The following is a 24,789-nucleotide window of genomic DNA, read 5'->3' on the forward strand; positions in this document are numbered from 1 at the left end:
CTAGGTATCTGCCCGCGAGGGATTTGGTTGAACCGAGGCCGGCATTCCGGCCGGCTGGAGCAGAGATTAGGGGTCCGCCCTGCAGGGCCTAAGTGAGTCGACAGCGGCACGGCATGTAGGACCGCCGCTGTCACGATTTGCTGCTCAGTCAGTTCAGCGCCGGGTCCTGCGGCGGCGTGACCGCATGTATGGCGTCCCAGCCTTCGAGTTGCAGCGCGGGGCAGGCCGACTCCCAGCCGAGGGCCAGGTCGTCGTCGAGCAGTGCGGAGGAATCGACGTGCGCGGCGTTGCGGTCGAGCGGGGACCAACGGGTGGGCAGGCTGGGCATCGTCGTCTCCTTCTGCGGCTTGAATCTGTGATCGGATGATGCGCGGCTGGGCCAGGGCGCGCATCGCCCGAACGCCGCATTGCCGGGTAGGAGCCCGCCTACGCCTGAGCTTGCGTGCCGGCGGAGTCGCCCGCAGAAGGAGGTTCGGTCTTGAACACGCCGCGGATGTTCAGTGCGGCGAGCGCCACCTGCAGCGCGATGAGGGCCCAGGCCCCGTCGTGCCATCCCCAGGCGGCCCACAGGACGTTGCTGGCCAGGAACACCCAGAAGCCCGTGTTGCGGCGTTTCTTGCGGTTCGATGCCACCAGCCACGCGGCCAGCAGGCTGGTGGCCATCGCGGGCCATTGGAGCAGGTCGATCCAATCGTTCATGGCAGGCGGCAGCTTAGGCGCGCAGGCGCGCCGCCGGCGACGGCCCGGTCCATGCGCGGATGTAGGACGCGCGCGTTCAGGCGGCGGATGCGCGCCTGCCGGTGGTGCGGCGCACGGCCTCCACGCCGAGCAGCACCAGGGCGCCGGCGAGCGCGCCGACCACCGCGTGCAGCACGGGCGTGGCGACCAGGCCCAGCGTATCGGGCCAGCCGTCGACCAGGGCCTCGATGGCATGCTCGAGCGGCGGCGCGCCATGCGCGAGGATGCTGCCGCCGACGAGGAACATCGCGGCGGTGCCCGCCACCGACAGCCCGCGCATCAGCCACGGCGCCGCGCGCAGGATGCCGCGGCCCGTGGCCCGGGCCACCGCGCCGGAGCGCCGGTGCAGCCAGGCGCCCAGGTCGTCGAGCTTCACGATGCCCGCCACGAGCCCGTACACGCCGACCGTCATCAGCAGCCCGATGCCCGCCATCACCGCCACCCGCGTGAGCATCGGCTCCTGCGCCACCGTGCCCAGCGCGATCACGATGATCTCGGCCGACAGGATGAAATCGGTGCGGATGGCGCCGCGCACCTTGTCCTTCTCCACCGCGACGATGTCCACCTGGCGGTCCGCGACGAGGCGCTCGAGTTCCTCGCGGTGCGCCTTCTCCTCGCCGGGATGCAGGAAGTGGTGCGCCACCTTCTCGACGCCCTCGAAGCACAGGTACAGGCCGCCCACCATCAGCAGCGGCAGCACGGCCCAGGGCGCGATCGCGCTGATGGCCAGCGCGGCTGGCACCAGGATCGCCTTGTTCAGCAGCGAGCCCTTGGCGACCGCCCAGACGACCGGCAGCTCGCGATCGGCGCGCACGCCGCCGACCTGCTGCGCATTGAGCGCGAGGTCATCGCCCAGCACGCCCGCCGTCTTCTTGGCCGCGACCTTGGTCAGCAGCGACACGTCGTCCAGCAGCGTGGCGATGTCGTCGAGGAGGGCGAAGAAGCTCGAGGCCATGGCCGTCCCTATGATGCCGCACGATGAGCGGGCGCACGACAACGACGGACAGCACGGCGGCCTGGCAGGTGCGCGACGGCGACACCGTGTTCACGGCCCGCGCGGACGAGGCGGTGCTGGCCGCCGCCGAACGGGCGGGGCTGGCCTGGCCGAACTCGTGCCGCAACGGGACCTGCCGCACCTGCCTGCGCCGGCTCGCGTCCGGCGAGGTCGCCTACCGCATCGAGTGGCCCGGCGTGCTCGCCGAGGAGCGGCGCGCGGGCTGGTTCCTGCCCTGCATCGCGCTGGCGCGCAGCGACCTGGTGCTCGCCGACCCGTGCGGGCCGGCTCAGTCGTTGCCGCTCACGTAGGGGTTGCGCGGCCTGTGGTCCGTGCGCGCCGGATGCTCGGTCGCGTGCGGGTCCGGATGGTGGATGGTCTCGTTCGTGCCCTCGAGCTCCTCGTCGGGGTCCGGCGGAGGCAGCACGTGCGGCGGCATCACGTCGGGCGCGGAGGCAGGCTTGTGGCCGGAATGCGGTTTGTTCACGGCAAGTCTCCATGGTTGCCTCCACTCTAGGAAGCCGGGCGCGCCGGCCCTGTAGGACGGTGGCGCGACGGGCGCCGGCGCGCCCGTCCTGTTGCATGATGCGCTCCGTTCCATGCACCGCACCCTCCTCGGCCTCCTGTTCGCCCTGCTCGCCGGCGCCGCGGCCGCCGCCGCGCCGTTCGAGGATTCGATCGCCCAGCGCACGCTGGCCTGCACCGTCTGCCACGGCGCCCAGGGCCGCGCCGGACCCGACGGCTACTACCCGCGCATCGCGGGCAAGCCGGCCGGCTACCTCTACAACCAGCTGCTCAATTTCCGCGACGGCCGCCGCCACTACGCCGCGATGACGCGCCTGCTGGATCCGTTGTCCGAGGCGTACCTGCTGGAGATCGCCCGGCACTTCTCCGGCCTCGAGCTGCCCTACGAGGCCCCGCGCGCGCCGCAGGCGCCGCCTGCCGTGCTGCAGCGCGGCCGGCAGCTCGCGCTCCAGGGCGATGCCGCTACCCGCGTGCCTGCCTGCGTGGCCTGCCATGGCCCGGCGCTCACCGGCGTGCAGCCGAACACGCCCGGCCTGCTGGGCCTGCCGCGCGATTACCTGCAGGCCCAGCTGGGTGCGTGGCGCACCGGCGAACGCCGCGCGCATGCGCCCGACTGCATGGCCCAGGTGGCGCGCTCTCTCTCGACCGCGGACCTGGCCTCGGTGGCCAGCTGGCTCGCGGCGCAGCCGCTGCCGGCCCAGCCGCGCGCCGTGGCGCGCCTGCCGCAGCCCGCGCCGGTGGCCTGCGGCAGCGCCGTGCTGCCGGCGGGAAGGCAGCAGCCGTGAGGCGCTGGAAGCTCCTGGCCGCCGCCGTCGTGGCCGTGGCGGCGGCCGCGGCGGCCTGGGTGGTGGTCCAGAACTTCGTCGAGGACCGCACGCCGGGCTCCGCGGCTGCGACCTCGCCCGCCGGCGCCGAGCGCGGTGCGTACCTCGTGCGCGTGGGCAACTGCATGGCCTGCCACACGGATCGCGGCGGCGCGCCGTGGGCCGGCGGGCGGGCCATCGACACGCCCTTCGGCACCGTCTACTCGACCAACCTGACCCCCGACGCGCGCCACGGCCTGGGCGCGTGGAGCGCCGACGACTTCTGGCGCGCCATGCACCAGGGGCGCTCGCGCGACGGCCGGCTGCTGACCCCGGCCTTCCCCTACCCCAACTTCACCGAGGTCACGCGCGAGGACTCGGATGCGATGTACGCCTACCTGCGCACCGTGCCTCCAGTGGCGCGGCCGAACACGCCGCACCAGCTGCGCTGGCCGTACAGCACGCAGGCCGCGCTGGCCGTGTGGCGGGCGCTGTACTTCCGCCCCGGCGTGTACCAGCCCGAGCCGTCGCGCCCGGCCGACTGGAACCGCGGCGCGTACCTGGTGCGCGGGCTGGGGCACTGCTCGGCCTGCCACACCTCCCGCAACGCGCTCGGCGCCAGCAGCGACCTGATGGACCTGTCCGGCGGGCTGATCCCGATGCAGAACTGGTACGCGCCCTCGCTCGCCTCCGACGCCGAGGCCGGCGTCGGCCACTGGAAACCCGAGGACACCGCGCAGCTGCTGCGCACCGGCGCCGCCGCCGGCGCGACCATGCTCGGCCCGATGGCCGAGGTGGTGCAGTCGAGCACGCAGTACCTCACGCCGGCCGACGCGCTGGCGATGGCGGTCTTCCTGCAGGCGCTGCCCGCCTCGCAGCCGGCGGCGCCGCCGGAGGCCGCGCCCGTGGCGCCGGTCAACGCGAGCGTGGCCGAGCGCGGCGCGCGCGTGTACGGCGAGCAGTGCGCGCAATGCCATGGCGAGCGCGGCGAAGGCGTGCGCGGCGCCTACCCGCCGCTGGCGGGCAACCGGGCCGTCACGCTGCCGGTCACCGCCAACCTGGTGCAGGTGGTGCTCGGCGGCGGCTTCGCGCCCGCCACGGCAGGCAACCCGCGCCCCTTCGGCATGCCGCCGTACGTGATGGTGCTGAACGACGCCGACGTGGCCGCCGTGCTGACGCACATCCGCACCTCGTGGGGCAACCGCGCCGCGCCGGTGACCGAGCTGGACGTCGTGCGCCAGCGCGGCGGCAGCCTGCGCTAGCGGACGCCATCGGCCGTCGGTGCGATGCCCGCGCGTGCGCGCGGACATCGGGCCCGCCCGACAATCGAGGCATGCCCTTTCGCGCGGTCACGCTCCCCTCCACGTCACGCGGCACGCTGTGGCTGTCGGCCATGCCGGGCCGTTTCGAGCCGTGGAACACCTTCCTGGCCGAAGCGGCGCGGGCCGGCCTGACGGAGGTCGTCTGCCTCACGCCGCGCCAGGAGATCGCCGGCCTCTCGCCGCGCTACCACACCGCCGTCGCGACCGGCGACCTGCCCTTCCGCTGGCGCCACCTGCCGGTGCCCAACTTCGGCGTGCCGGACGACCCGCCGGGCTTTCGCGCCGAGGTCCACACCATCGCGCGGGCCGTGCAGGCCGGCGACGCCATCCTGCTGCACTGCGCGGCCGGGCTGGGGCGCACCGGCAGCGCGGCGGCGTGCGTGCTCAAGGCCCTGGGCGTGGACACCGCGCGCGCGCTCGCGCTGGTGCGCGAGGCCGGCTCGAACCCGCAGAACGCCGAGCAGTCGGGCCTGGTCGCCTGGTTCTGAAGCTACTTCGCGAACGGGTTCGCGAACACGAACATCATCGCGACGCCCACGCCGATCAGGAAGTTGGCGTCGATCAGGCCGGCGAGCAGGAACATCTTGGTCTGCAGCGGCTCCATCATCTCGGGCTGGCGCACGGCGCCGTCGATGAAGCGGCCGCCCATGGTGCCGATGCCCAGGCAGGCGCCGATGGCGCCCAGCCCGATGATCAGGCCGCACGCGACGGCAATGAGTCCGGTGTCTGTCATGGAACCTCCTTGTTGGAACGGCTCCATGCTCGCCCGCTCAAGGCATGCGCGCAATGACCTGGGAGGTCACGGCCGCCAGGTCGCCCGGTGCGACCCGGTCCGGCGCGATCTCGGCCAGCGGCACCAGCACGAAGGCGCGCTCGTGCATGCGCGGATGCGGCACCGTGAGGGCGGCGCTGTCGATGCGCGCATCGCCGTACAGCAGCAGGTCCAAGTCCAGCGTGCGCGGCGCGTTGCGCCAGGGACGCTCCCGTCCCGCCGCCTGCTCGATCGCCTGCAAGGCCGCCAGCAGGGCCGGCGCAGTCAGCGTGGTGCGGACCGCGGCGACCGCGTTGACGTAGTCCGGCCCCTGGGCATCGACCGGCGTGGTCCGGTACAGGGACGAGCGCGCCGTGACGGTGGTGCCGGGCAGACGGTCCAGCGCCGCCATCGCATCGCGCACGGCGGCCACCGGGTCGCCCAGGTTGGCCCCGAGCGCCACGTGGGCGGTCACCGGCGCGCGCATGGCGGCCGGCTCACTCGCCGGCTGCAGGGGCGGCGGGCCCGCCGGCGCCCGAGGGCTTGCGGCGGCGGCGGCGGCGCTTCTTCGGCGCGGACGCCTCCCCGCCCAGGGGCTCCTCGTCGCCATCGGGCTCCTGCGCCACCGGCTCGCCGCCGGAGGCCGGACGCTCGGCGGGGGACGCATTCTCCTGCGGGCGCACCACGCGCACGCGGCGCGCGCCCTTGTGCTGCTCCTCGCGCACCTGGGCGACGAGGTCCTCGCGCACCGCGTCGCTGGCCTGGCTGAACTCCTGCCACCAGTCGGCCAGCACCACGTCGACCTCGCCGGCGTCCGCGCGCAGGCGCATGAAGTCGAAGCCGGCGCGAAAGCGCGGCTGCTCCACCAGGCTGAACGGGGTGCTGCCGGTGCGCTTGTCGAACCGCGGCTGCATCATCCAGATCTCGCGCATGTCGGCCGCCAGCTTGCCGCGGCCGGAGACGTCGCCGATGCGCGCATTGAAGACGTCGTCGATCGCATCCTGCAACGCGGGGAACGGGTGCTGCTTCTGCGCCAGGCGCGCGGCCCAGCCGTCGCGCACATCGGACCACAGCACGCAGGCCAGCAGGAAGCTGGGCGCCACGGGCTTGTCCTCGGCGACGCGGCGGTCGGTGTCCTGCAGCGCGGCGCGCACGAACGGCCGGTCGGCGCGCTCGACCACCAGGTCCAGCAGCGGGTAGATGCCCGTGGCCATGCCCAGCACCTTGAGCTGCTCGATCGTCGCCAGCGAATGGCCCGTCTGCAGCAGCTTGAGCATCTCGTCGAACAGGCGGCTCTGCGGCACGTCGCCCAGCAGGCCCAGGCTCGGCTTAAGCGCCGAGCCGGTCTTGGGCTCCAGCGTGAAGCCCAGTCCGCTCAGCTTGGCCAGGAACCGCACGGCCCGGATGATGCGCACCGGGTCCTCGCGGTAGCGCGTGGCCGGGTCACCGATCATGCGCAGCATCTTCCTGGCCGCGTCCTTCATCCCGCCGTGGTAGTCGACCAGGATGCGCGTCTGCGGGTCGTAGTACATGGCGTTGATGGTGAAGTCGCGCCGCGTGGCGTCCTCCTCCTGCGGGCCCCAGACGTTGTCGCGCAGGACGCGGCCGCTGGCGTCGACCGCGTGCTTCATGCCCGCCAGTTCGCTCTTGCTGGTCTTCTCGTTGCCCGCCACCGCCTCGGCGGCGGCGTTGTCCATGTAGGCGCGGAAGGTGGAGACCTCGATCACCTCGTGCTCGCGGCCCCGGCCGTACACCACGTGCACGATGCGAAAGCGCCGGCCGATGATGAAGGCGCGCCGGAACAGGCCCTTGACCTGCTCGGGGGTGGCGTTGGTGGCGACGTCGAAGTCCTTGGGCCGCAGGCCCAGCAGCAGGTCGCGCACGGCCCCGCCGACGATGTAGGCCTCGAACCCCGCCTCCTTGAGCGTGCGCACCACGTTGAGCGCCCGCTCGTCGACGAGCGCCGGGTCGATGTTGTGCTCCTGCGGGCCGATCTCCTGTCGCTTGCCGAAGCGGGGCTTGCGCCCGTTGCCGCCCGTGCCGAGGAGGCGGTCGATGAATTTCTTGATCATGGGTGATGGGAAAACAGGTCCAGTATGCGCCAGCCGCGCTGGGACGCGACGTGGCGCAGCCGCTCGTCCGGGTTGGTGGCCACCGGGTGGTCCACGCGCTCGAGCAGCGGCAGGTCGTTCATGGAATCGGAATAGAAGGTGGCTTCGACGGCGTCCCAGTCCAGGCCGCGCGAGCGCAGCCACTCGTCGACGCGCTGCACCTTGCCGGCGCGCATGGACGGCACGCCGTCGATCTCGCCGGTGATCCAGCCGTCGGGCCCGGCGGCGAGCCGCACGGCGATGAGTTCGGCCACGCCGAACGCCTGCGCGATCGGGGCGGTGACGAACTCGTTGGTGGCCGTCACGATCAGCACCCGGTCGCCGGCGCGCTGGTGCGTTCGCACGAGCTCCAGCGCCTGCGGCCGGATGGCGGGGGCGATCACCTCGCGCATGAAGCGCTCGCGCGCGGCCAGCGACGCCTCGCGCCCGTGGCGGCGGATCGCGTCGGTGGCGAAGCGCACGTAGGCGTGCACGTCCAGCGTGCCGGCCTGGTACTGGGCGAAGAACTCGTCGTTGCGGCGGGCGAACTCCACCGGGTCGGTCCAGCCGATCGCCTGCGTGAACGCGCCCCACGCGTAGTCGGAGTCGATCGGCAGCAGGGTGTGGTCGAGGTCGAACAGCGCGAGCCGCGCGAGTGCCGGCATCACTCGTTCTCCAGCATGGACTTGATCAGCGGGATGGTGACGGCGCGCTGGGTCTGCAGCGCATAGGCGTCCAGGTGCTCGAGCAGCTGCATGAGGCTGCCGAGGTCGCGCGAGAAGCGCGAGAGCATGAAGTCCATCACCTCGTCGCCCAGGAACACGCCGCGCGCATCGGCGGCCTGCCGCAGCACCGCGCGCCGCTCCGGCTCGGAGAGCACCTGCATCTGGAACACGTGGCCCCAGCCCATGCGGGTGCGCAGGTCCTCGCGCACCCGCAGGTCCGCGGGCGGCAGCGCGCCGGCCGCCAGCACGCCGCGCTGCATCGGCTGCGCGCTGACGAACCAGCTGAACGCCGCGTGCTGCTGCACGGCGGTGTACAGGTGCACGTCGTCCATCAGCACGACCGCCCAGCGGTCGTCGAAGGGGGGCGGCTCGGCGATCGAGGGATCGAGCCAGCCCACGGCGGCGCCCTGCTCGCGCAGGGCCTCGCGCACGGCCAGCAGCAGGTGGGTCTTGCCGCTTCCGGGCGGCCCCCACAGGTAGGTGGGCACGGGCGAGCGCGTCGGGCTGCCCACCCACAGCTTCAGGTGCTCCAGCGCGGGCGCGTTGGGGCCGGCGCAGAACGCGTCCAGCGTCGGCGCGCGCGCCATCGCGATGGGTAAGGCCAGTTGCTTCATCCGCCCTGGTACAGCTTGCTGCCCATGTAGCCGGCGCGGATGCGGCGCACGCCCACGAGCAGCACCGCGCTCGCGGGCAGCGCGACGAGCACGCCGACGAAGCCGAACACCTGCCCGAAGGCGAGCAGCGCGAAGATCACCGCCAGCGGGTGCAACCCGATGCGCTGGCCCACCAGCCGCGGCGTGAAATAGAAGCCCTCGACCAGCTGGCCGAGGCCGTAGACGACGGCCACCATGAGGAAGGCCTTGGCCGAGGCGAACTGCAGCAGCCCGGCGACCAGCGCCAGCGCCAGGCCGATGCCGAAGCCCAGGTAGGGCACGAACATCGCGAGCCCGGTGAACAGCCCGATGGGCAGCGCCAGGTCGAGCCCGAAGAGCGCCAGCCCCACCGAATAGAACACCGCCATGGTGAGCATCACGAGCAGCTGGCCGCGCAGGTACTGCCCGAGCACCTGGTCGGCCTCGTGGGTGAAGGAGTCGACCGCGGGCCGGGTGCGCGGCGGCACCAGTTCGAGCACGCGGTGCACGAAGCGATCCCAGTCGAGCAGGAGGTAGAACAGCGCCACCGGGGTCAGCAGCACGTTGAACAGCACGGTGAAGGCGAAGCTGCCGCCGACCTTGAGCGAGGCCATCAGGCGGGCCATGAAGTCGTCGTAGTTCACGTGCAGGTACCGCATCATCTGTGCCTTGAGGCTCTCCACGTCCAGCGCCACGTGGATGCCGAACTGCGCCAGCCAGGGCCGCATGGTGGCGTCCAGGCGGTCGAACAGGACCGGCAGCTGCTCGCGCATCAGCGGCGCCTCCTTGGCCAGGATGGGCGCCACCAGCAGCAGCAGCGACAGCAGCGTGACGACGAACAGCAGCTCCACCACGATCACCGACACCACCCGCGGCAGCCGGCCGCGCCCGGTCTCGTCCAGCCGGTCCACCAGCGGCGTGAGCGCGTAGGCCAGCACCGCCCCGACGACGAACGGGGTGAGCACCGGGCCGAGCAGGCGCAGCACCAGCACCGCCAGCAGCGCGATGAGCGCCCAGGCGGCGACACGTTTCTGGGTGAATGTGAATTGCATTGGGGGCGCGCCGGGGCGCGGTGCGGCACGGGGGCCGCCGGTAGAATCGCCGCAAATTCTATCGGGCACTCTGCAGTGCCCGGCTTTGCGCCCTCCTCCATGAGCCAGACCCCCCTTTCCTACAAAGACGCCGGCGTCGACATCGATGCGGGCGACGCGCTGGTCGAGCGCATCAAGCCGCTGGCGAAAAAGACGCTGCGCGAAGGCGTGCTGGCGGGCATCGGCGGCTTCGGCGCGCTGTTCGAGGTGCCCAAGCGGTACAAGGAGCCGGTGCTGGTGAGCGGCACCGACGGCGTGGGCACCAAGCTCAAGCTGGCCTTCGAGTGGAACATGCACGACACGGTGGGCATCGACCTGGTGGCCATGAGCGTCAACGACGTGCTGGTACAGGGCGCCGAGCCCCTGTTCTTCCTCGACTACTTCGCCTGCGGCAAGCTGGACGTCGACACGGCGGCCCGCGTGGTGGGCGGCATCGCCCGCGGCTGCGAGCTGTCGGGCTGCGCGCTGATCGGCGGCGAGACGGCGGAGATGCCCGGCATGTACCCGCCGGGCGAGTACGACTTGGCGGGCTTCGCCGTCGGCGCGGTCGAGAAGTCCAGGATCCTCAGCGGCGCCGACGTGCAGGCCGGCGACGTGGTGCTCGGCCTGGCTTCCAGCGGCGTGCACTCCAACGGCTTTTCGCTGGTGCGCAAGTGCATCGAGCGCGCCGGCGCCTCGGTGCCCGCCACGCTGGACGGCAAGCCGTTCCGCGAGGCCGTGATGGAACCGACCCGGCTGTACGTCAAGCCGGTGCTCGCCGCGCTGGCGCAGCACCCCATCAAGGCCCTGGCCCACATCACCGGCGGCGGCCTGCTGGAGAACATCCCGCGCGTGCTGCCCGACGGCCTGGCCGCGCACCTGCGCGCGGGCAGCTGGCCGCGCACCGAGCTGTTCGCCTGGCTGCAGGACACGGCGGGCATCTCGGACCACGAGATGAACCGCACCTTCAACAACGGCATCGGCATGGTCGTGGTCGTCGATGCGCAGCAGGCCCAGGCCACCGCGGCGACGCTGCGCGCCCAGGGCGAGGCCGTGCACGAGATCGGCGTCATCGCGCCGCGCGCCGGGGGCGCGGCCGTCACCGTCGCCTGACGCCCGGCCCCGCGATGCCGGCGCCGGCCCCGCCCTCGCCGCGCCTGCCCGCCAGCATCTGGGCACTCGGTTTCGTCAGCCTGCTGATGGACATCTCCTCGGAGCTGATCCACAGCCTGCTGCCCGTGTTCATGGTCACCACGCTGGGCGCCAGCATGCTGCTGGTCGGCCTGGTGGAAGGCGCCGCCGAGGCCACCGCCCTCGTCACCAAGGTGTTCTCGGGCGCGCTGTCCGACTGGATGGGGCGGCGCAAGCCGCTCGCCGTGCTCGGGTACGGCCTGGGCGCCGTCTCCAAGCCGCTGTTCGCCCTGGCCTCCACCTCGGGCATGGTGCTGGGCGCCCGCCTGCTCGACCGCGTCGGCAAGGGCATCCGGGGCGCGCCCCGCGATGCGCTGATCGCCGACATCGCGCCGGCGTCGATGCGCGGCGCCGCCTTCGGCCTGCGCCAGTCGCTCGACACGGTGGGTGCGTTCCTGGGCCCCCTGCTCGCCGTTGCGCTGATGCTGCTGTGGGCCGACGACTTCCGGGCCGTGTTCTGGGTCGCGGTGATTCCCGCCGCGCTGTGCGTCCTGCTGCTGGTGGTCGGCGTGCGCGAGCCCGACACGACCGCCGCGCACCGCGGCGTCAACCCGATCTCGCGCGCCAACCTGCGCCAGCTGACGGCCGCCTACTGGTGGGTGGTGGCGGTGGGCGCCGTGTTCACGCTCGCGCGCTTCTCGGAAGCCTTCCTGGTGCTGCGCGCGCAGCAGGGCGGCCTGCCGCTCGCCTACGCGCCGCTCGTGCTGATCGCGATGAACGTGGTGTACGCGCTCGGTGCGTATCCGTTTGGCAAGCTGGCGGACCGGATGGACCGCACCCGCCTGCTGGCCGGCGGGCTGGTGCTGCTGATCGCCGCCGACGCGCTGCTCGCGATGGCGGGCCAGGGGCCGCTGTTGTGGGCCGGCATCGTGCTGTGGGGCCTGCACATGGCGATGACGCAGGGGCTGCTGGCGGCGATGGTCGCCGACAGCGCGCCGGCGGCGCTGCGCGGGACGGCGTTCGGCGTGTTCAACCTGGCCAGCGGCGTGGCGCTGCTGGCCGCCAGCGGCATCGCCGGCTGGCTGTGGGACCGGCATGGCGCCGGCACGACGTTCGTGGCGGGGGCGGTGTTCAGCGCGGTCGCGCTGGCCGGCGTGCTGCTGCGGCCGGCCCCGGCGCGCTGACCCTCAGTTGTTGCGGGCGCGGCGCAGGTCGGCCACGCGGTCGGCGATGGCGTCGATGTCCAGCGAGTCCTGCGCGTGGATCAGGTACGTCTCCAGGTCCAGCACGGCCAGCGCGGAATGGCCCTGCTCGGCATGCGCGAGGCCGCGGTCGCGGTACTCGGCCCAGGCGTCGGGCAGCAGCACCAGCAGGCGGTCCTGCACGGCGATGAGGCGCTGCCAGTCCTCCTGCGCACGGTGGATCTCCTTCAGGTTGCGCAGCATGCGCGCGATGATGTCGCGCGGCGGCGCGGCCTGCAGGTACAGCCCCAGCGGCACCTCGAAGTCGTCGACCAGGCCGCTGCGCCGCTTGTACGGCTCGAGCCGCTCGGACAGCTCCTCGCGCGAGAGCGACTGGCCGGTGAAGGGGTCGATCACCACCTGGCCCTTGGGCAGGTTGACCTTGACCATGAAGTGGCCGGGAAAGCAGACGCCGCGCGCATGCAGGCCCAGGCCCTGCGCGAGCTCGATCCACAGGATGGCCAGCGAGATCTGGATGCCGCGCCGGGTGCGCAGCACGACGTTCAGGTAGCTGTTGTCCGGGTCGCAGTAGTCGTTGACGTTGCCGCCGAACGAGAGGTCGCGGAAGAAGAACTGGTTGAGCGCGCGCAGCCGCTGCAGGGGCGGCGCATCGGCGGGCAGGCGCCGCTTCAGGCGCGCCAGCAGCTGGTCCACGTCGCCCAGCACCTGCTGCACGTCCAGGTCCGGGTATTCGTCCTGCGCGATGCTGGCGGCCGCCTCCATCAGCGGGAAATGGTCGTCGTCCTGCACCAGGGACCGGAAGTAGTCCAGTGAAGTCGGGACGTCGAAATGGAGGGCCATATGGCCAACCGTTGTAATGGAGCCGCCCGGGGGCGTCAAGGCGGCCCCCCTGTGGGTCCTACCAGCGCGTGACAAATTGCCTCAGGCGCACGCCGGCCACGACCAGCGCCCCGAAGTAGATGCCGGCCGCGGCGACGAGCAGCACGGCGAGCAGGCCGGCCCGCATGGGCGCCTGCGCGCGCAGGGCCAGCCAGTCGAACTGCGTGGCCGACCAGGCCAGGAAGGCGGTGAGCAGCGCGGTGGCGGCGATCACCTGCAGCAGGAAGCGCGGCCAGCCCGGCGCGGGCTTCCAGCTGCCGCGCCGGTGCAAGCCGAACAGCAGCCAGCCGGCGTTGAGCAGGGCGCCCAGGCCGATCGACAGCGCCAGCCCGGCATGCTGCAGCCTCGGGACGAACACCACGTTGAGCAGCTGGGTGGCCACCAGCGCGACGATGGCGATGCGCATCGGGGTCTTCATGTCGTGGCTGGCGTAGTAACCCGGCGCGAGCACCTTGATCGCCACCAGCCCGAGCAGCCCGGTGCCGTAGCCGCCCAGCGCCAGGCCGACCTGCACCACGTCGCTGTCCTTGAAGGCGCCGTAGTGGAACAGCGTGGCCACCAGGGGCTGGGCGAACACCAGCAGCGCGGCCGAGCACGGGATGGCCAGCAGGACCACCAGCCGCAGCCCCCAATCCAGCATCTTCGAGTAGCGATCCCCGTCGCCGCCGGCGCGCGCGGCGGCCAGCTGCGGCATCAGCACCACGCCCAGCGCCACGCCCAGCAGCGCGGTGGGGAATTCCATCAGCCGGTCGGCCGCATTGAGCCAGCTGACGCTGCCGGGCGCCAGGTACGAGGCGATCTGCGTGTTGATCAGCAGCGAGATCTGGGCGACGCTGACGCCCAGCAGCGCCGGCAGCATCAGGCGCAGCACCTGGCGCGTGCCCTCGTCGGCCCAGGCCGCCCGCAGCGCCGCGCGGCTCGCCCCGATGCGCGGCCACTGGCCGATGCGCCGCAGCGCCGGCACCTGGATGGCCAGCTGCAGCACGCCGCCCACCATGACGCCGACGCACTGGGAATAGATCGGCTCGATGCCCCAGCCGCGGAACAGCGGCACCAGCCAGAGCATGGATGCGATGAGCGACACGTTCAGCAGCACCGGCGCGAAGGCCGGCACTGCGAAGCGCCGCCAGGTGTTGAGCACGCCGCCGGCCAGCGCCACCATCGACATGAAGCCGATGTAGGGGAACATCAGGCGCGTCATCACCACGGCCGCGTCGTAGGCGTTCGGGGTCTGCCGCAGCCCGCTGGCGAGCGCCCACACCAGCAGTGGCGCGCCCACCACGCCGGCCACGCACAGGACCACCAGGGTCCACAGCAGCACCGTGCTCACGTGGTCGACCATGGCCTTGGCGCCGGCTTCGCCGTGCTTCTCGCGCGTGGCGGCGAGCACCGGCACGAACGCCTGGCTGAACGCCCCTTCGCCGAACACGCGGCGGAACAGGTTCGGGATGCGGAAGGCGACGTAGAAGGCGTCGGTCAGCGCCGTGGCGCCGAAGAAGGCGGCCATCAGCAGGTCGCGCACGAGCCCGGTGATCCGGGAGGCCAGGGTCAGCAGGGAGACGGTCGAGGCAGCTTTGATCAGGCTCATGAAGGCTCGCGGCCGCCGAGTTTATCGTGCGGCCCGGCCCCGGACGGCAATCCCGGCGGTGCCCCGGGCGTGGGGAGCCGGCTTGCGGGTACAATGGAAGGCTTTGCTGGCATCATCCTCAGACACCAAGGATCACTCTCATGGCATCAGCCAAACCCAAGAAAAAGAACCCGCGCCTCGCGTCGGGCCGCAAGCGCGCCCGCCAGGACGTCAAGCTGAACTCGGCGAACACGTCCCTGCGCTCCAAGTACCGCACCGCGGTGAAGAACGTGGAGAAGGCCGTCGCCGCCGGTGACAAGGCCAAGGCCACCGAACTCTTTGCCAAGGCCCAAGGCATCGTCGACGCCGTCGCCGACAAGGGCATCTTCCACAAGAACAAGGCCGCTCGCGACAAGAGCCGCCTCTCGGCCAAGGTCAAGTCCCTGGCCACGGCGCAAGCCGCCGCCTGACCTCCCAGGTCACCCGCCCGGGCTTCGCCTGAAGCCCGCCGTTTGAACCGGGTGCGCTGCCAGCAAAAGCGAAAAAACCGCCTTCGGGCGGTTTTTTCGTTGCGCGACGCGCAAGCGCGTCCCGCGCACCCTGGCTGGCACCCGAATGCATCGCGGGACAGACGGCGGACGCGCGCGCAGCGCCCCGCGCTCTGTCCCCGACTGGCTAGAAATCCGCTGCTGGTGAATTCCCAGGCGCGAATTGCCCGCGCGCTCCCCTCAAGCCGCCGGCCGCTCCTCCGGCAACAGGCAAGCCTCCATGACCTGCAGGTCGTTGTCGCGGGCGAAGCTCATGACGAAGTCCCAGGCCATGGGCTCGTGCTCGCGCAGGTCGGCGTGGACGACGACGGTCTTGATGCCGCTGATCAGGCACGGCACGCACCACGGCGAATAGCTCAGGTGGCTGCCGGGGCGGGCGCCGCCGGGACGGAAACTGCTCATGACGCCGGCCAGCCGTTCGGCCCAGTCGCTCGGCCGGAAGGTGCGGCCATCCCGGGTGATGCCCTGGATGAAGACTTCTTTGGCGCTGCTGGAGACCATCGGTGCTGGCGGAGGGGGGATGCGCCGCAGCCGAGGATCGCTCATTGCTGCGACGCACAAGAATTCTATCTTATATAAGACTTCGCGCCCGGTTTGCCAAGCCCGGCGGCGGCCTGCCCGGCCGCATCGCTGCGATGCGAAAACGGCAAGCAACGAGCGCGCGCGCCGTGCCTAGAATCGGGCCTCAACGGCTCACGCGTTGAGCCGATTTTTTTTTGCCGCCGGGCTTGCCGCCCGCACGACCAGGAGAACCGACGCCATGGCACTGATCGAGGCCGCCTCGCCCCACACGATGAACACCTACGGCCGCGTGCCGATCGCCCTGTCGCACGGGCAGGGTGCCCGCGTGTGGGACGTCAACGGCAAGGTGTACCTGGACGCGCTGGCGGGCATCGCCGTCAACACGCTCGGCCACAACCACCCCAAGCTGGTGCCGGCGCTGCAGGACCAGGTGGCCAAGCTGATCCACAGCAGCAACTACTACCACGTGCCGAACCAGGAGAAGCTGGCGGCCAAGCTGGTCGAGCTGTCGGGACTGACGAACGTGTTCTTCTGCAGCACGGGCCTGGAGGCCAACGAGGCCGCCATCAAGCTGGCGCGCAAGTTCGGCCACGACAAGGGCATCGAGCGGCCGCAGATCGTCGTCTACGAGAAGGCCTTCCACGGCCGCAGCATCGCCACCCTGTCGGCCACCGGCAACGAGAAGGTGCAAAAGGGCTTCGGGCCGCTGGTCGAGGGCTTCATCCGGGTGCCGCTGAACGACATCGGCGCGCTGCGCGCGGCGACCGAGGACAACCGCGACGTGGTGGCCGTGTTCTTCGAGACCATCCAGGGCGAAGGCGGCATCAACCCGATGCGCGCCGAGTACCTCAAGCAGGTGCGCGCCCTGTGCGACGAGCGCGACTGGCTGCTGATGATCGACGAGGTGCAGTGCGGCATGGGCCGCACCGGCAAGTGGTTCGCGCACCAGTGGGCGGGCATCAAACCCGACGTGATGCCGATCGCCAAGGGGCTGGGCTCGGGCGTGCCGGTGGGCGCCGTGGTGGCCGGCCCGCGTGCCGCCAACATCTTCCAGCCGGGCAACCACGGCACCACCTTCGGCGGCAACCCGCTCGCCATGCGGGCGGGCGTCGAGACCATCCGCATCATGGAGGAGGACGGCCTGCTGGAGAACGCGGCGGCGATCGGCACGCACCTGCGCGAGGCCCTGGCCCGCGAGCTGGGCGCGCTGCAGCAGGTGAAGGAGATCCGCGGCCAGGGCCTGATGCTCGGCATCGAGCTGGACCGGCCCTGCGGCGTGCTGGTCAACCGCGCGGCCGAGGCCGGCCTGCTGATCAGCGTGACGGCCGACTCCGTGGTGCGCCTGCTGCCGCCCCTGATCTTCACCAAGGCCGAGGCCGACGAGGTGGTGGCCATCCTCGCGCCGCTGGTGAAAGGATTCCTCGCGGAGTGACCATGGCGATCCAGCATTACCTGCAGTTCACCGACCTCACGGCCGACGAGTACGCCTGGCTGTTCGCGCGCGCGGCGGCGATCAAGCGCAAGTTCAAGGCGTACGAGAAGTACCACCCGCTGGCCGACCGCACGCTGGCGATGATCTTCGAGAAGGCGTCCACGCGCACGCGCGTGAGCTTCGAGGCCGGCATGTACCAGCTGGGCGGCAGCGTCGTGCACCTGACCACCGGCGACAGCCAGCTCGGCCGCGCCGAGCCGATCGAGGACACGGCGCGTGTGATCAGCCGCATGGTGGACCTGGTGATGATCCGCACCTTCGGGCAGGACAAGATCGAGCGCTTCGCCACGCACTCGCGCGTGCCGGTGATCAACGGGCTGACCAACGAGTTCCACCCCTGCCAGATCCTGGCGGACATCTTCACCTACCAGGAGCACCGCGGCTCCATCGCCGGCAAGGTGGTGGCCTGGGTGGGCGACGGCAACAACATGGCCAACACCTGGCTGCAGGCCGCCGACCTGCTGGGCTTCACCGTCCACGTGAGCACCCCGCGCGGCTACGAGGTGGACCAGGCGGTGGCCGGCGTGCGCAGCCGCGACAGCTACAAGGTGTTCAAGGACCCGATGGACGCCTGCCGCGGCGCCGACTTGGTGACCACCGACGTGTGGACCAGCATGGGCTACGAGGCCGAGAACGAGGAGCGCCGCAAGGCCTTCGCCGACTGGTGCGTCGACGAGGACATGATGCGCGTGGCCAAGCCCGATGCGCTGTTCATGCACTGCCTGCCCGCCCACCGCGGCGAGGAAGTCGCCGCCGAGGTGATCGACGGGCCGCAGTCGGTGGTCTGGGACGAGGCCGAGAACCGCATGCACGCGCAGAAGGCCCTGATGGAGTACCTCCTGCTCGGCAAGGTCGCCGGCTGAGCCCCGGGCTCAGTGCGCGGGCGACAGCGCGGCCGGCGCGCCGCCCAGCGTCATCACCCCCAGCTTGACCAGGCGCGACTCGACCGCCCAGCGCGTGCGCCCGAGCGCCGCCGCCAGGTCGCGGGTGGGCGTGCCGGCGTCGAAGCCGGCGCGCAGGTCCTCGTCGTCCTGCGCCGTCCAGGGCTTGCCGGTGTTGGCCGGCGTCTCGCCGCGCGGCCGCTTGCGCGCGGGCGGGCCGTCCGACCCGAGCGCCTGCGAGACGGCGAACAGGGCCCGGATGACGGGCGGAGCGTTGTAGGGACTGTCCTCGGGCATGGCTTCCCCGGTGACGGGGTGAATGCCCTGGGCCAGCGTGTCGATAATGGCGCGCGCGGTTTGCAGTTCCATGTCGTACCCTTTCGTCGAATGGCTGTATGGACATACAGCCTTTCCGCAACGCCGGGCGCCCCGGCGCCGTTGACACCATGTCCGAGCCCCACCCCTGCCTGAGTTGCGGCGCCTGCTGCGCCGCCTTCCGCGTCGATTTCTCCGCGCACGAGCTCGACGAGCACGGCGGCACCGTGCCCTCGGGGCTGGCCGTCGAAGTCACCGGCGCCACCTGGCGCATGCGCGGCACCGACCACGTTCCCACGCGCTGCGCCGCGCTGCAGGGCCGCATCGGCGAGCGCGCCAGTTGCGGCATCTACGAGTGGCGCCCCAACCCCTGCCGCGAACTGGAGCCGGGCAGCCCGGCCTGCGAGAAGGCGCGCGCCCGCCACGGCATGCCGCCGCCGGCGATTGCTTGAAGCTTCAACAATCTGCGTCGGTGTTGGAGGGAACCGACACCACGCCCCCGCGAGCCGGTCCACACTCCGCGCATGCCACGCCTCTGGGACATCTCGCCGCCGGTGCAGCCCGGCTCCCCTGTCTTTCCGGGTGACACGCCCTACCGCCAGGAGTGGGCCGCGCGGATCGCCCCCGGCTGCCCGGTGAACGTCAGCAGCCTCACGCTGTCGCCGCACGTGGGCGCGCATGCCGACGCGCCGCTGCACTACGACTCCGCGGGGCAGGCGATCGGCGCCGTGCCGCTGGAGCCCTATCTCGGTCCGTGCCGCGTGATCCATGCGATCGGCAGGCGCCCGCTCGTCACCTGGGACGATCTGGCGCATGCGGCGGGCAGCCTGCCCGCGCGCGTGCTGGTGCGCACCTACGAGCGCGCGCCGGCCGATCGCTGGGACGGCGAGCTCGCGGCGTTCGCGCCGCAGGCCATCGAGCGGCTGGCCGACCTGGGGGTGCAGCTGGTGGGCATCGACACCGCCAGCATCGATCCGGCCGACAGCAAGACGCTGGACAGCCACCAGGTGGTCCGCCGCCGCGGGCTGCGGGTGCTGGAGAACCTGGTGCTCGACGACGTGCCCGAGGGCGACTACGAACTGATCGCGCTGCCCCTGAAGCTGGTGACCGCCGACGCGTCGCCGGTGCGCGCGGTGCTGAGGAGCCTATGACCATCACGCTGCAAGACTGCCGCGCGCGCGACGCCGCCGACCCGCTGCGCCCGCTGCGCGACCTGTTCGTCCTGCCCGCCGGGGTGACCTACCTGGACGGCAACTCGCTCGGCCCCCTGCCGCGCGCGACGGCCGCGCGCGTCGCGCAGGCGGTCGAGCACGAATGGGGCCAGGGCCTGATCCGGTCGTGGAACGACGCCGGCTGGTTCGAGCTGCCGCAACGCGTGGGCAACCGCATCGGGCGCTGGATCGGCGCGCGCGACGGCGAGGTGGTCGCCACCGACACGACGTCGGTCAACCTGTACAAGGTGCTGAGCGCGGCCCTGTCGATGGCGGCGCAGGACGCGCCCTCGCACCGCGTCGTCCTCAGCGAACGCAGCAACTTCCCCACCGACCTGTACATCGCGCAGGCGCTGTGCCGCGAACGCGGCTGCACGCTGCGGCTGGTCGAGGCGCACGAGATCGAAGCGGCGCTGCGCGAGGGCGACGTCGCGGTGCTGATGCTCACCCACGTGAACTACCGCACCGGCGCGATGCACGACATGGCCGCCCTCACCCGCTTCGCGCACGCCGCGGGCGCGCTCACCGTCTGGGACCTGGCGCACAGCGCCGGCGCCGTTCCCGTGGACCTGCATGCCGCGGGGGCCGACTTCGCGATCGGCTGCGGCTACAAGTACCTCAATGGCGGCCCGGGCTGCCCCGCCTTCGCCTGGGTGCACCCGCGCCACGCCGACCGCTTCTGGCAGCCGCTGGCCGGCTGGTGGGGCCACGCGGCGCCGTTCGAGTTCGACCCCGAATACCGCCCCGCCCCCGGCGTGGCGCGCTACCTGTGCGGCACGCAGCCTGTGCTGAGCATGCTGGCGCTCGACTGCGGGCTCGACACGCTGGAGGCGGCCGTGCCGCTGGGCGGCATGGCGGCGCTGCGCGCCAAGTCGCTCGCGCTCACCGACCTGTTCATCGACCTGGTGGACGAGCGCTGCGCCGGCGCCGGGCTCGAGCTGGTGACGCCGCGCGAGCATGCGCGCCGCGGCTCGCAAGTGTGCCTGTCGTATCAAGGTCCCCACGCTGGCGCCTACGCCATCGTGCAGGCGCTGATCGCCCGCGGCGTCATCGGCGACTTCCGCGCGCCGGACATCCTGCGCTTCGGCTTCACGCCGCTCTACACCGGCTTCGAGGATGTGTGGAACGCGGTGGACCACCTGCGGGCGGTGCTCGATTCCGGCGAATGGCGCCGGCCCGAATTCGGCCGCCAGAACGCGGTGACCTGACATGAACCACACCACCCGCCCCGAAGACATCGTCCGCGCCGAAGGCGCGCAGCTGGATTTCAGCCGGGCCATGAGCTACGGCGACTACCTGCACCTGGACGAGATCCTGAACGCGCAGCATCCGCTCTCGCCGGACCACAACGAGATGCTGTTCATCATCCAGCACCAGACCAGCGAGCTGTGGATGAAGCTGATGCTGCACGAGCTGCAGGCGGCGATCGCCTGCATCGCGCGCGACCAGCTGGGCAGCGCGTTCAAGATGCTGGCGCGCGTCTCGCGCATCATGGAGCAGCTGGTGCACGCGTGGGACGTGCTGGCCACCATGACACCGCCCGAGTACAGCGCCATCCGGCCCTACCTCGCCAGCTCCAGCGGCTTCCAGAGCGCGCAGTACCGCCGCATCGAGTTCGCGCTGGGCAACAAGAACGCCGCCATGCTCAAGCCCCACGAGCACCGGCCCGACCTGCTGGCGCAGGTGCGGGCGGCACACGAGGCGCCGTCGCTCTACGACGAGTCGCTGCGGCTGCTCGCGCGCCGCGGGCTGCCCGTTCCCGCGAGCCACACGCAGCGCGACTGGACCCAGCCGTACGTGGAGGACGCGGCGGTGGAGCAGGCCTGGCTCACCGTGTACCGCGACCCCGACCGGTACTGGGACCTCTACCAGCTCGGCGAGGAACTCACCGACCTGGAGGACGCGTTCCGCCTCTGGCGCTTCCGCCACGTGACGACGGTCGAGCGGATCATCGGCTTCAAGCGCGGCACCGGCGGCACGGGCGGCGTGCCGTACCTGCGCAAGATGCTCGAGGTGGTGCTGTTCCCCGAGATCTGGCGGCTGCGCACCGACCTCTGACTCAGGGTCCGCGGTAGAGCCAGGGCAGGTCCAGCAGCGGCTCGCCCAGCAGGCGCATGGCGGTGTCGCGGCCCCAGCGCGTGAAGCCGCCCGCGTGGAAGATCCATGCGTTGCGCAGCGCCCGCGACTGCACGCGCGCGCAGCGGTGCCAGCGGCCATGCGCGTAGCGGTGCAGCGCCTCCGGCAGGCCGCTGGCGGGCAGCACCTGCTGCAACGTCCACGCATCCTCGATCGCCATGCCCGCGCCCTGGGCCAGGTAGGGCAGCATCGGGTGCGCGGCGTCGCCGAGCAGCGCGATGCGCCCGCGCGCCATCTGGTCGGGCGAGCGCACCGGCGCGCGCGCGTGCAGCGCCCACAGGCGCCACTGCACCGCCGCCTCGACCTGCTCGCGCAGCGTGCCGGCAAGCGGGCCCACGGCGCCCCGCAGCGCCTCGGCCACGGCGGCCCGGTCCCAGCTGCGCGGGTCGCCGTCGACATGGCCTTCGGCCAGCACGACGAGATTGAGCCACTCGCCCCCGCGCACCGGGTACGTGACGGCGTGCATGCGGCTCGCCAGCCAGACGCAGACCTCCTGCGATCGCAGGTGGGCCGGCAGGTCGGCCTGCCGCAGCAAGGTGCGGTACGCCAGGTGGCCGGTGAAGGCGGGCGGTCCATCGCCCAGCAGGGTCTCGCGCACGCGGCTCCACAGGCCGTCCGCCCCCACCAGCGCCGAACAGCGCACCTGCGCCCCGCCCTCGAGCCGCAACGACACGCCATGGGCGTCCTGGCGCGCGTCGTCCACGCGGCTGGCGGTGCGCAGCGCGACGCCATCGGCCTGCGCCTGCGCGAGCACGGCCGCATGCGCGTCGGCGCGGTGCAGGGTCAGGTAGGGGCCGTCATAGCGCGCCGCGAAGTCGGCGCCCAGGCGCAGCACGCCGCGCTCGGCGCCCGTCGCGGCATCGCGCACCCGCAGGGCCGAGGGCGCGGCCGCCGTGGCCTGCACGGCCCGCCAGGCGACCGGCCAGCGCCGCAGCAGCCGGGTGGCATTGGGGCCGAACTGCAGGCCGGCGCCCACTTCCGAGAATTGCGCCGCCTGCTCGAGCACCTGCGCGCGGCAGCCCCCGCGGCATGCCCCGACGGCCGCCGCCAGCCCGCCGATGCCGCCCCCGGCGACCACGATCTCGTGTTCCATCGCGGCGGATTGTGCCGCGTGCGCGCCGCGCGACGCGGGCCGTCTAACCCAGCGCGGGCGGTGCGGGCGGGATGCCCAGCAGCAGGGCCATCAGTTGCGCCTCGGTCAGGCGCGGACTGCGCGGGATCACTGCGCCGGGCAGCCGCGCGCGCAGGAAGTCGCCCACGCTGCTTCCGACGGCCGCGCTGTCCGCGAGCAGGTCGATGTCCGCCGCGGCGCTGCCGCGCTGCAGGAAGGCCGCCACGCCGGCGGCCAGGTCCATGGCCTGCCGGTGCTGGTCGCCCAGCAGCAGCGCCAGCCGGTCCGGCAGCCGCAGCGATTCGTGCACCAGCGCATGGCCGAACGCCCGCCGCGAGACCGCCTGCACGCGCAGCGCGCGCCCCTGCACCGGCAGGTCGAAGTAGGCGGCGCCGACATCGTTGCTGGCCGGATCGGCGGCGGCGAACCGGCGGTAGACCAGCGGCCGGCCGAAATGCTCGGCCAGGCGGCGCGCGAGTTCCATCGAGCGCTGGTCGTCGGAAGCGAGCAGCCCGACGCGGCACGACTGCGGCGGCAGGTGCCCGGGCGTGCCGAGCGTGCACGGCTCGCTGAGCGCGCGCCAGACTTCCGCCGGACGCATGCCGGCCGCGGCGGCGGTGACGGACGCGATGCGCTGCTCGAACTGGTCCGGGCCTTCCAGCCACTGGGTGGTGCTCAGCCCGATCGGCTCGCGCAGCGACGGCGGACCGACGCTGCGGTGGACCACGAGCGGCGAGCCGTGGTCCTGCTTGCGCAGCGAGGCCTGCAGCGCCTGCTCGATCGCCTCCTGCGGGCCTTCCTGCCACAGCACGTACCAGCCGCTCGCGTGCAGCACGGCCCCGCACAGGCCCGGCACGGCGCCGGCCCCGGTCACGCGGCGGCGGGCCGCGAACAGCCGCTCCATCGCGGAGCCCTGCACGCGCGCGCGGCTGGCGCGGATCAGCCGGGTCACCGTGGCGGCCGGGGCCGGGGCGAGCGATCCGGGCAGCGGACCCTGGCTCATGGCGCTTGCCGGCCGCAGGCGGCCCGGCCCGCGATGCGGACTCGCGGTTCGAAGGCTCCCAAGCTCAAGGTCGGCTCACTCCACGAAAACGCCCGCATCGGCGGGCGTGAAAACTGGCACCAACGGATTATTCAGTGGCTCGACAATTCAATCCAATGCATTGCTTTGCTAGAGTCAATGCGCTGGGTGCATCCCATGAACATCCGCCGGCTCCAACACGTCGTGGTCCTGGCCGACGAAGGCAACTTCCGTCGCGCCGCCGAGCGCGTTCACCTGAGCCAGCCCGCCTTCAGCCGCAGCATCCAGGCCGCCGAGGCCGAACTGGGCCTGAAGCTGTTCGACCGCGGCACGCTGGAGGCCAAGCCGACGCCCGCCGGCGCCTTCGTCGTGGAGCGCGCGCGCAGCCTGCTGCAGCAGACGCGCAACCTCGAGCGCGACGTCTCGCTGTACCGCGAGCGCGCGATCGGCGACCTCACGTTCGGCTCGGGGCCGTTCCCCGCGGTGTCGCTGGTGCCCGCGCTGATCGCCGACCTGCGCCGGCGCTACCCGGACGTGGGCGTGTGCGTGCAGGTCAACAACGCGCACCACCTGATCGGCTACGTGCGCCGCGAGGAGCACGAGTTCTTCGTCGCCAACACCATCGACGTGCCCCGCGACGGCGCGTTCCACGTCGAGCCCATCGGGCAGATGCCCGCCGGCCTGTACGTGCGGCACGGGCATCCCCTGCTCGCGCGGCGCCACCTCGCGGTCGCCGACCTGATGCCGTACGGCATCGCCGCCGGGCGGATGCCGCGCGAGACCACCGCGCGCATGCTCGAGCTGATGGGCATGCAGCCCGACCAGAAGCTGCCGATCGCCGTCGAGTGCGACGACATGCACCTGCTGCGGCGCATCGCGCTGGACAGCGACACCGTGCTGATCGCCAACGGCGACGTCCTCGCCGAGGACCTGCGCCGCAAGGTGATCCACGAACTCGTGCCCAAGGACCTGCCACCGCAGATGTCCCAGCTGGGGATCGTGACCCTGGCGGGCCGCACGCCTTCGCCCGTCGCCGCCTTCGCCATGCAGTTCCTGGCGCAGCTGGCACGCTCGCGCGCGGGCGGCAAGGCGGCAGCCGGCAAGGCCCTCGCCGGCTGAATGC

The 24,789-nt window shown here is 72.2% G+C and carries 30 protein-coding genes; 14 read left to right on the top strand and 16 right to left on the bottom strand.

Going from position 1 to position 24,789, the window contains the following annotated elements:
* Positions 1–148: 148 nt before the first annotated feature.
* From AC3ANR_RS15765 to AC3ANR_RS15775, 3 genes are all read right to left on the bottom strand, one after another.
* A complete protein-coding gene (locus AC3ANR_RS15765; protein ID WP_488289052.1) occupies positions 149–328 on the bottom strand; it encodes a hypothetical protein in 180 nt (59 codons plus the stop codon).
* 98 nt (positions 329–426) lie between these two features.
* Positions 427–699 (bottom strand): hypothetical protein, encoded by a 273-nt coding sequence (locus AC3ANR_RS15770; protein WP_488289053.1) that lies wholly within the window; start codon positions 697–699, stop codon positions 427–429.
* Between the two features lie 76 nt (positions 700–775).
* Positions 776–1,693: a DUF808 domain-containing protein gene (locus AC3ANR_RS15775; RefSeq protein ID WP_488289054.1), complete on the bottom strand. Its 918-nt coding sequence runs from the start codon at positions 1,691–1,693 to the stop codon at positions 776–778.
* Between the two features lie 23 nt (positions 1,694–1,716).
* Between AC3ANR_RS15775 and AC3ANR_RS15780 the strand changes: the two genes are divergently transcribed.
* Positions 1,717–2,043, top strand: a complete 327-nt coding sequence (locus AC3ANR_RS15780) for a 2Fe-2S iron-sulfur cluster-binding protein (protein WP_488289055.1) — start codon at positions 1,717–1,719, stop codon at positions 2,041–2,043.
* Here AC3ANR_RS15780 and AC3ANR_RS15785 read toward each other — a convergent pair.
* Complete coding sequence (locus AC3ANR_RS15785; protein ID WP_488289056.1) at positions 2,022–2,219, bottom strand: hypothetical protein; 198 nt, start codon at positions 2,217–2,219, stop codon at positions 2,022–2,024. The two genes, AC3ANR_RS15780 and AC3ANR_RS15785, sit on opposite strands and share 22 nt — an antisense overlap.
* A 112-nt stretch (positions 2,220–2,331) precedes the next feature.
* On the opposite strand from AC3ANR_RS15785, the gene AC3ANR_RS15790 reads away from it, so the two are divergent.
* The 3 genes from AC3ANR_RS15790 to AC3ANR_RS15800 all read left to right on the top strand — a co-directional run bounded on the left by AC3ANR_RS15790 (position 2,332) and on the right by AC3ANR_RS15800 (position 4,870).
* Positions 2,332–3,042 (top strand): c-type cytochrome, encoded by a 711-nt coding sequence (locus AC3ANR_RS15790; RefSeq protein ID WP_488289057.1) that lies wholly within the window; start codon positions 2,332–2,334, stop codon positions 3,040–3,042.
* A complete protein-coding gene (locus AC3ANR_RS15795) occupies positions 3,039–4,322 on the top strand; it encodes a c-type cytochrome (RefSeq protein ID WP_488289058.1) in 1,284 nt (427 codons plus the stop codon). The genes AC3ANR_RS15790 and AC3ANR_RS15795 overlap by 4 nt, the downstream gene beginning before the upstream one ends.
* 71 nt (positions 4,323–4,393) lie before the next feature.
* Positions 4,394–4,870, top strand: a complete 477-nt coding sequence (locus AC3ANR_RS15800; protein WP_488289059.1) for a protein-tyrosine phosphatase family protein — start codon at positions 4,394–4,396, stop codon at positions 4,868–4,870.
* A 2-nt stretch (positions 4,871–4,872) separates the two neighbouring features.
* Here AC3ANR_RS15800 and atpE read toward each other — a convergent pair whose 3' ends face one another.
* The 6 genes from atpE to AC3ANR_RS15830 are packed head-to-tail and all read right to left on the bottom strand — an operon-like array spanning position 4,873 to position 9,632.
* A complete protein-coding gene (atpE, locus tag AC3ANR_RS15805; protein WP_488289060.1) occupies positions 4,873–5,115 on the bottom strand; it encodes a F0F1 ATP synthase subunit C in 243 nt (80 codons plus the stop codon).
* Between the two features lie 37 nt (positions 5,116–5,152).
* Positions 5,153–5,620 carry a 2-amino-4-hydroxy-6-hydroxymethyldihydropteridine diphosphokinase gene (gene folK, locus AC3ANR_RS15810; RefSeq protein ID WP_488289061.1) on the bottom strand — a complete coding sequence of 156 codons (468 nt, stop codon included), beginning with the start codon at positions 5,618–5,620 and terminating at the stop codon, positions 5,153–5,155.
* 10 nt (positions 5,621–5,630) lie between these two features.
* Positions 5,631–7,205 (bottom strand): polynucleotide adenylyltransferase PcnB, encoded by a 1,575-nt coding sequence (gene pcnB / locus AC3ANR_RS15815; protein ID WP_488289062.1) that lies wholly within the window; start codon positions 7,203–7,205, stop codon positions 5,631–5,633.
* The gene (locus AC3ANR_RS15820) at positions 7,202–7,888 is read right to left on the bottom strand and encodes an HAD family hydrolase (RefSeq protein WP_488289063.1); all 687 of its coding nucleotides are present in this window, start codon (positions 7,886–7,888) and stop codon (positions 7,202–7,204) included. The genes pcnB and AC3ANR_RS15820 overlap by 4 nt, the downstream gene beginning before the upstream one ends.
* Positions 7,888–8,562, bottom strand: a complete 675-nt coding sequence (gene hda, locus AC3ANR_RS15825) for a DnaA regulatory inactivator Hda (RefSeq protein WP_488289064.1) — start codon at positions 8,560–8,562, stop codon at positions 7,888–7,890. The genes AC3ANR_RS15820 and hda overlap by 1 nt, the downstream gene beginning before the upstream one ends.
* The gene (locus tag AC3ANR_RS15830) at positions 8,559–9,632 is read right to left on the bottom strand and encodes an AI-2E family transporter (RefSeq protein WP_488289065.1); all 1,074 of its coding nucleotides are present in this window, start codon (positions 9,630–9,632) and stop codon (positions 8,559–8,561) included. Before AC3ANR_RS15830 ends, hda begins: the two co-directional genes overlap by 4 nt.
* A gap of 99 nt (positions 9,633–9,731) precedes the next feature.
* Between AC3ANR_RS15830 and purM the strand changes: the two genes are divergently transcribed.
* Together purM and AC3ANR_RS15840 are read left to right on the top strand one after the other, a co-directional pair.
* On the top strand, positions 9,732–10,763 hold the full coding sequence (gene purM, locus AC3ANR_RS15835) for a phosphoribosylformylglycinamidine cyclo-ligase (RefSeq protein WP_488289066.1): 1,032 nt from the start codon (positions 9,732–9,734) through the stop codon (positions 10,761–10,763).
* 14 nt (positions 10,764–10,777) lie between these two features.
* Positions 10,778–11,965, top strand: a complete 1,188-nt coding sequence (locus tag AC3ANR_RS15840; protein WP_488289067.1) for an MFS transporter — start codon at positions 10,778–10,780, stop codon at positions 11,963–11,965.
* A gap of 3 nt (positions 11,966–11,968) precedes the next feature.
* Here AC3ANR_RS15840 and AC3ANR_RS15845 read toward each other — a convergent pair whose 3' ends face one another.
* Together AC3ANR_RS15845 and murJ are read right to left on the bottom strand one after the other, a co-directional pair.
* Complete coding sequence (locus AC3ANR_RS15845) at positions 11,969–12,823, bottom strand: SirB1 family protein (RefSeq protein ID WP_488289068.1); 855 nt, start codon at positions 12,821–12,823, stop codon at positions 11,969–11,971.
* Between the two features lie 58 nt (positions 12,824–12,881).
* Positions 12,882–14,450 carry a murein biosynthesis integral membrane protein MurJ gene (murJ, locus tag AC3ANR_RS15850; RefSeq protein WP_488289069.1) on the bottom strand — a complete coding sequence of 523 codons (1,569 nt, stop codon included), beginning with the start codon at positions 14,448–14,450 and terminating at the stop codon, positions 12,882–12,884.
* A 140-nt stretch (positions 14,451–14,590) separates the two neighbouring features.
* On the opposite strand from murJ, the gene rpsT reads away from it, so the two are divergent.
* Complete coding sequence (gene rpsT / locus AC3ANR_RS15855; RefSeq protein ID WP_488289070.1) at positions 14,591–14,899, top strand: 30S ribosomal protein S20; 309 nt, start codon at positions 14,591–14,593, stop codon at positions 14,897–14,899.
* A 258-nt stretch (positions 14,900–15,157) separates the two neighbouring features.
* Here rpsT and AC3ANR_RS15860 read toward each other — a convergent pair whose 3' ends face one another.
* Entirely contained in the window at positions 15,158–15,478 is a 321-nt protein-coding gene (locus tag AC3ANR_RS15860; RefSeq protein WP_488289071.1) for a DUF3579 domain-containing protein, read from the bottom strand.
* 259 nt (positions 15,479–15,737) lie between these two features.
* Here AC3ANR_RS15860 and AC3ANR_RS15865 point away from each other — a divergent pair, with 259 nt between their 5' ends.
* Together AC3ANR_RS15865 and argF are read left to right on the top strand one after the other, a co-directional pair.
* The gene (locus AC3ANR_RS15865) at positions 15,738–16,931 is read left to right on the top strand and encodes an acetylornithine/succinylornithine family transaminase (protein ID WP_488289072.1); all 1,194 of its coding nucleotides are present in this window, start codon (positions 15,738–15,740) and stop codon (positions 16,929–16,931) included.
* A 2-nt stretch (positions 16,932–16,933) separates the two neighbouring features.
* Entirely contained in the window at positions 16,934–17,854 is a 921-nt protein-coding gene (gene argF / locus AC3ANR_RS15870) for an ornithine carbamoyltransferase (RefSeq protein WP_488289073.1), read from the top strand.
* Between the two features lie 9 nt (positions 17,855–17,863).
* Here the strand turns inward: argF and AC3ANR_RS15875 are convergent, their stop codons facing one another.
* Complete coding sequence (locus tag AC3ANR_RS15875) at positions 17,864–18,241, bottom strand: hypothetical protein (RefSeq protein WP_488289074.1); 378 nt, start codon at positions 18,239–18,241, stop codon at positions 17,864–17,866.
* A gap of 77 nt (positions 18,242–18,318) precedes the next feature.
* Between AC3ANR_RS15875 and AC3ANR_RS15880 the strand changes: the two genes are divergently transcribed.
* The 4 genes from AC3ANR_RS15880 (at position 18,319) to kynA (ending at position 21,456) form a co-directional block, all read left to right on the top strand.
* On the top strand, positions 18,319–18,639 hold the full coding sequence (locus tag AC3ANR_RS15880) for a YkgJ family cysteine cluster protein (RefSeq protein ID WP_488289075.1): 321 nt from the start codon (positions 18,319–18,321) through the stop codon (positions 18,637–18,639).
* A gap of 72 nt (positions 18,640–18,711) precedes the next feature.
* Positions 18,712–19,338: an arylformamidase gene (gene kynB / locus AC3ANR_RS15885; protein ID WP_488289076.1), complete on the top strand. Its 627-nt coding sequence runs from the start codon at positions 18,712–18,714 to the stop codon at positions 19,336–19,338.
* Positions 19,335–20,606, top strand: a complete 1,272-nt coding sequence (kynU, locus tag AC3ANR_RS15890) for a kynureninase (RefSeq protein WP_488289077.1) — start codon at positions 19,335–19,337, stop codon at positions 20,604–20,606. Before kynB ends, kynU begins: the two co-directional genes overlap by 4 nt.
* A 1-nt stretch (position 20,607) precedes the next feature.
* Positions 20,608–21,456, top strand: coding sequence for a tryptophan 2,3-dioxygenase (kynA, locus tag AC3ANR_RS15895; RefSeq protein WP_488289078.1), 849 nt, complete (start codon positions 20,608–20,610; stop codon positions 21,454–21,456).
* A 1-nt stretch (position 21,457) separates the two neighbouring features.
* Here kynA and AC3ANR_RS15900 read toward each other — a convergent pair whose 3' ends face one another.
* Positions 21,458–22,627, bottom strand: a complete 1,170-nt coding sequence (locus AC3ANR_RS15900; protein ID WP_488289079.1) for an FAD-dependent monooxygenase — start codon at positions 22,625–22,627, stop codon at positions 21,458–21,460.
* 43 nt (positions 22,628–22,670) lie between these two features.
* The gene (locus tag AC3ANR_RS15905; protein WP_488289080.1) at positions 22,671–23,648 is read right to left on the bottom strand and encodes a hypothetical protein; all 978 of its coding nucleotides are present in this window, start codon (positions 23,646–23,648) and stop codon (positions 22,671–22,673) included.
* A 195-nt stretch (positions 23,649–23,843) separates the two neighbouring features.
* Here AC3ANR_RS15905 and AC3ANR_RS15910 point away from each other — a divergent pair, with 195 nt between their 5' ends.
* Positions 23,844–24,785 (top strand): LysR family transcriptional regulator, encoded by a 942-nt coding sequence (locus AC3ANR_RS15910; RefSeq protein WP_488289081.1) that lies wholly within the window; start codon positions 23,844–23,846, stop codon positions 24,783–24,785.
* Positions 24,786–24,789 lie beyond the last annotated feature (4 nt).

Source organism: Ramlibacter sp. JJN2-2R, from assembly GCF_057747835.1.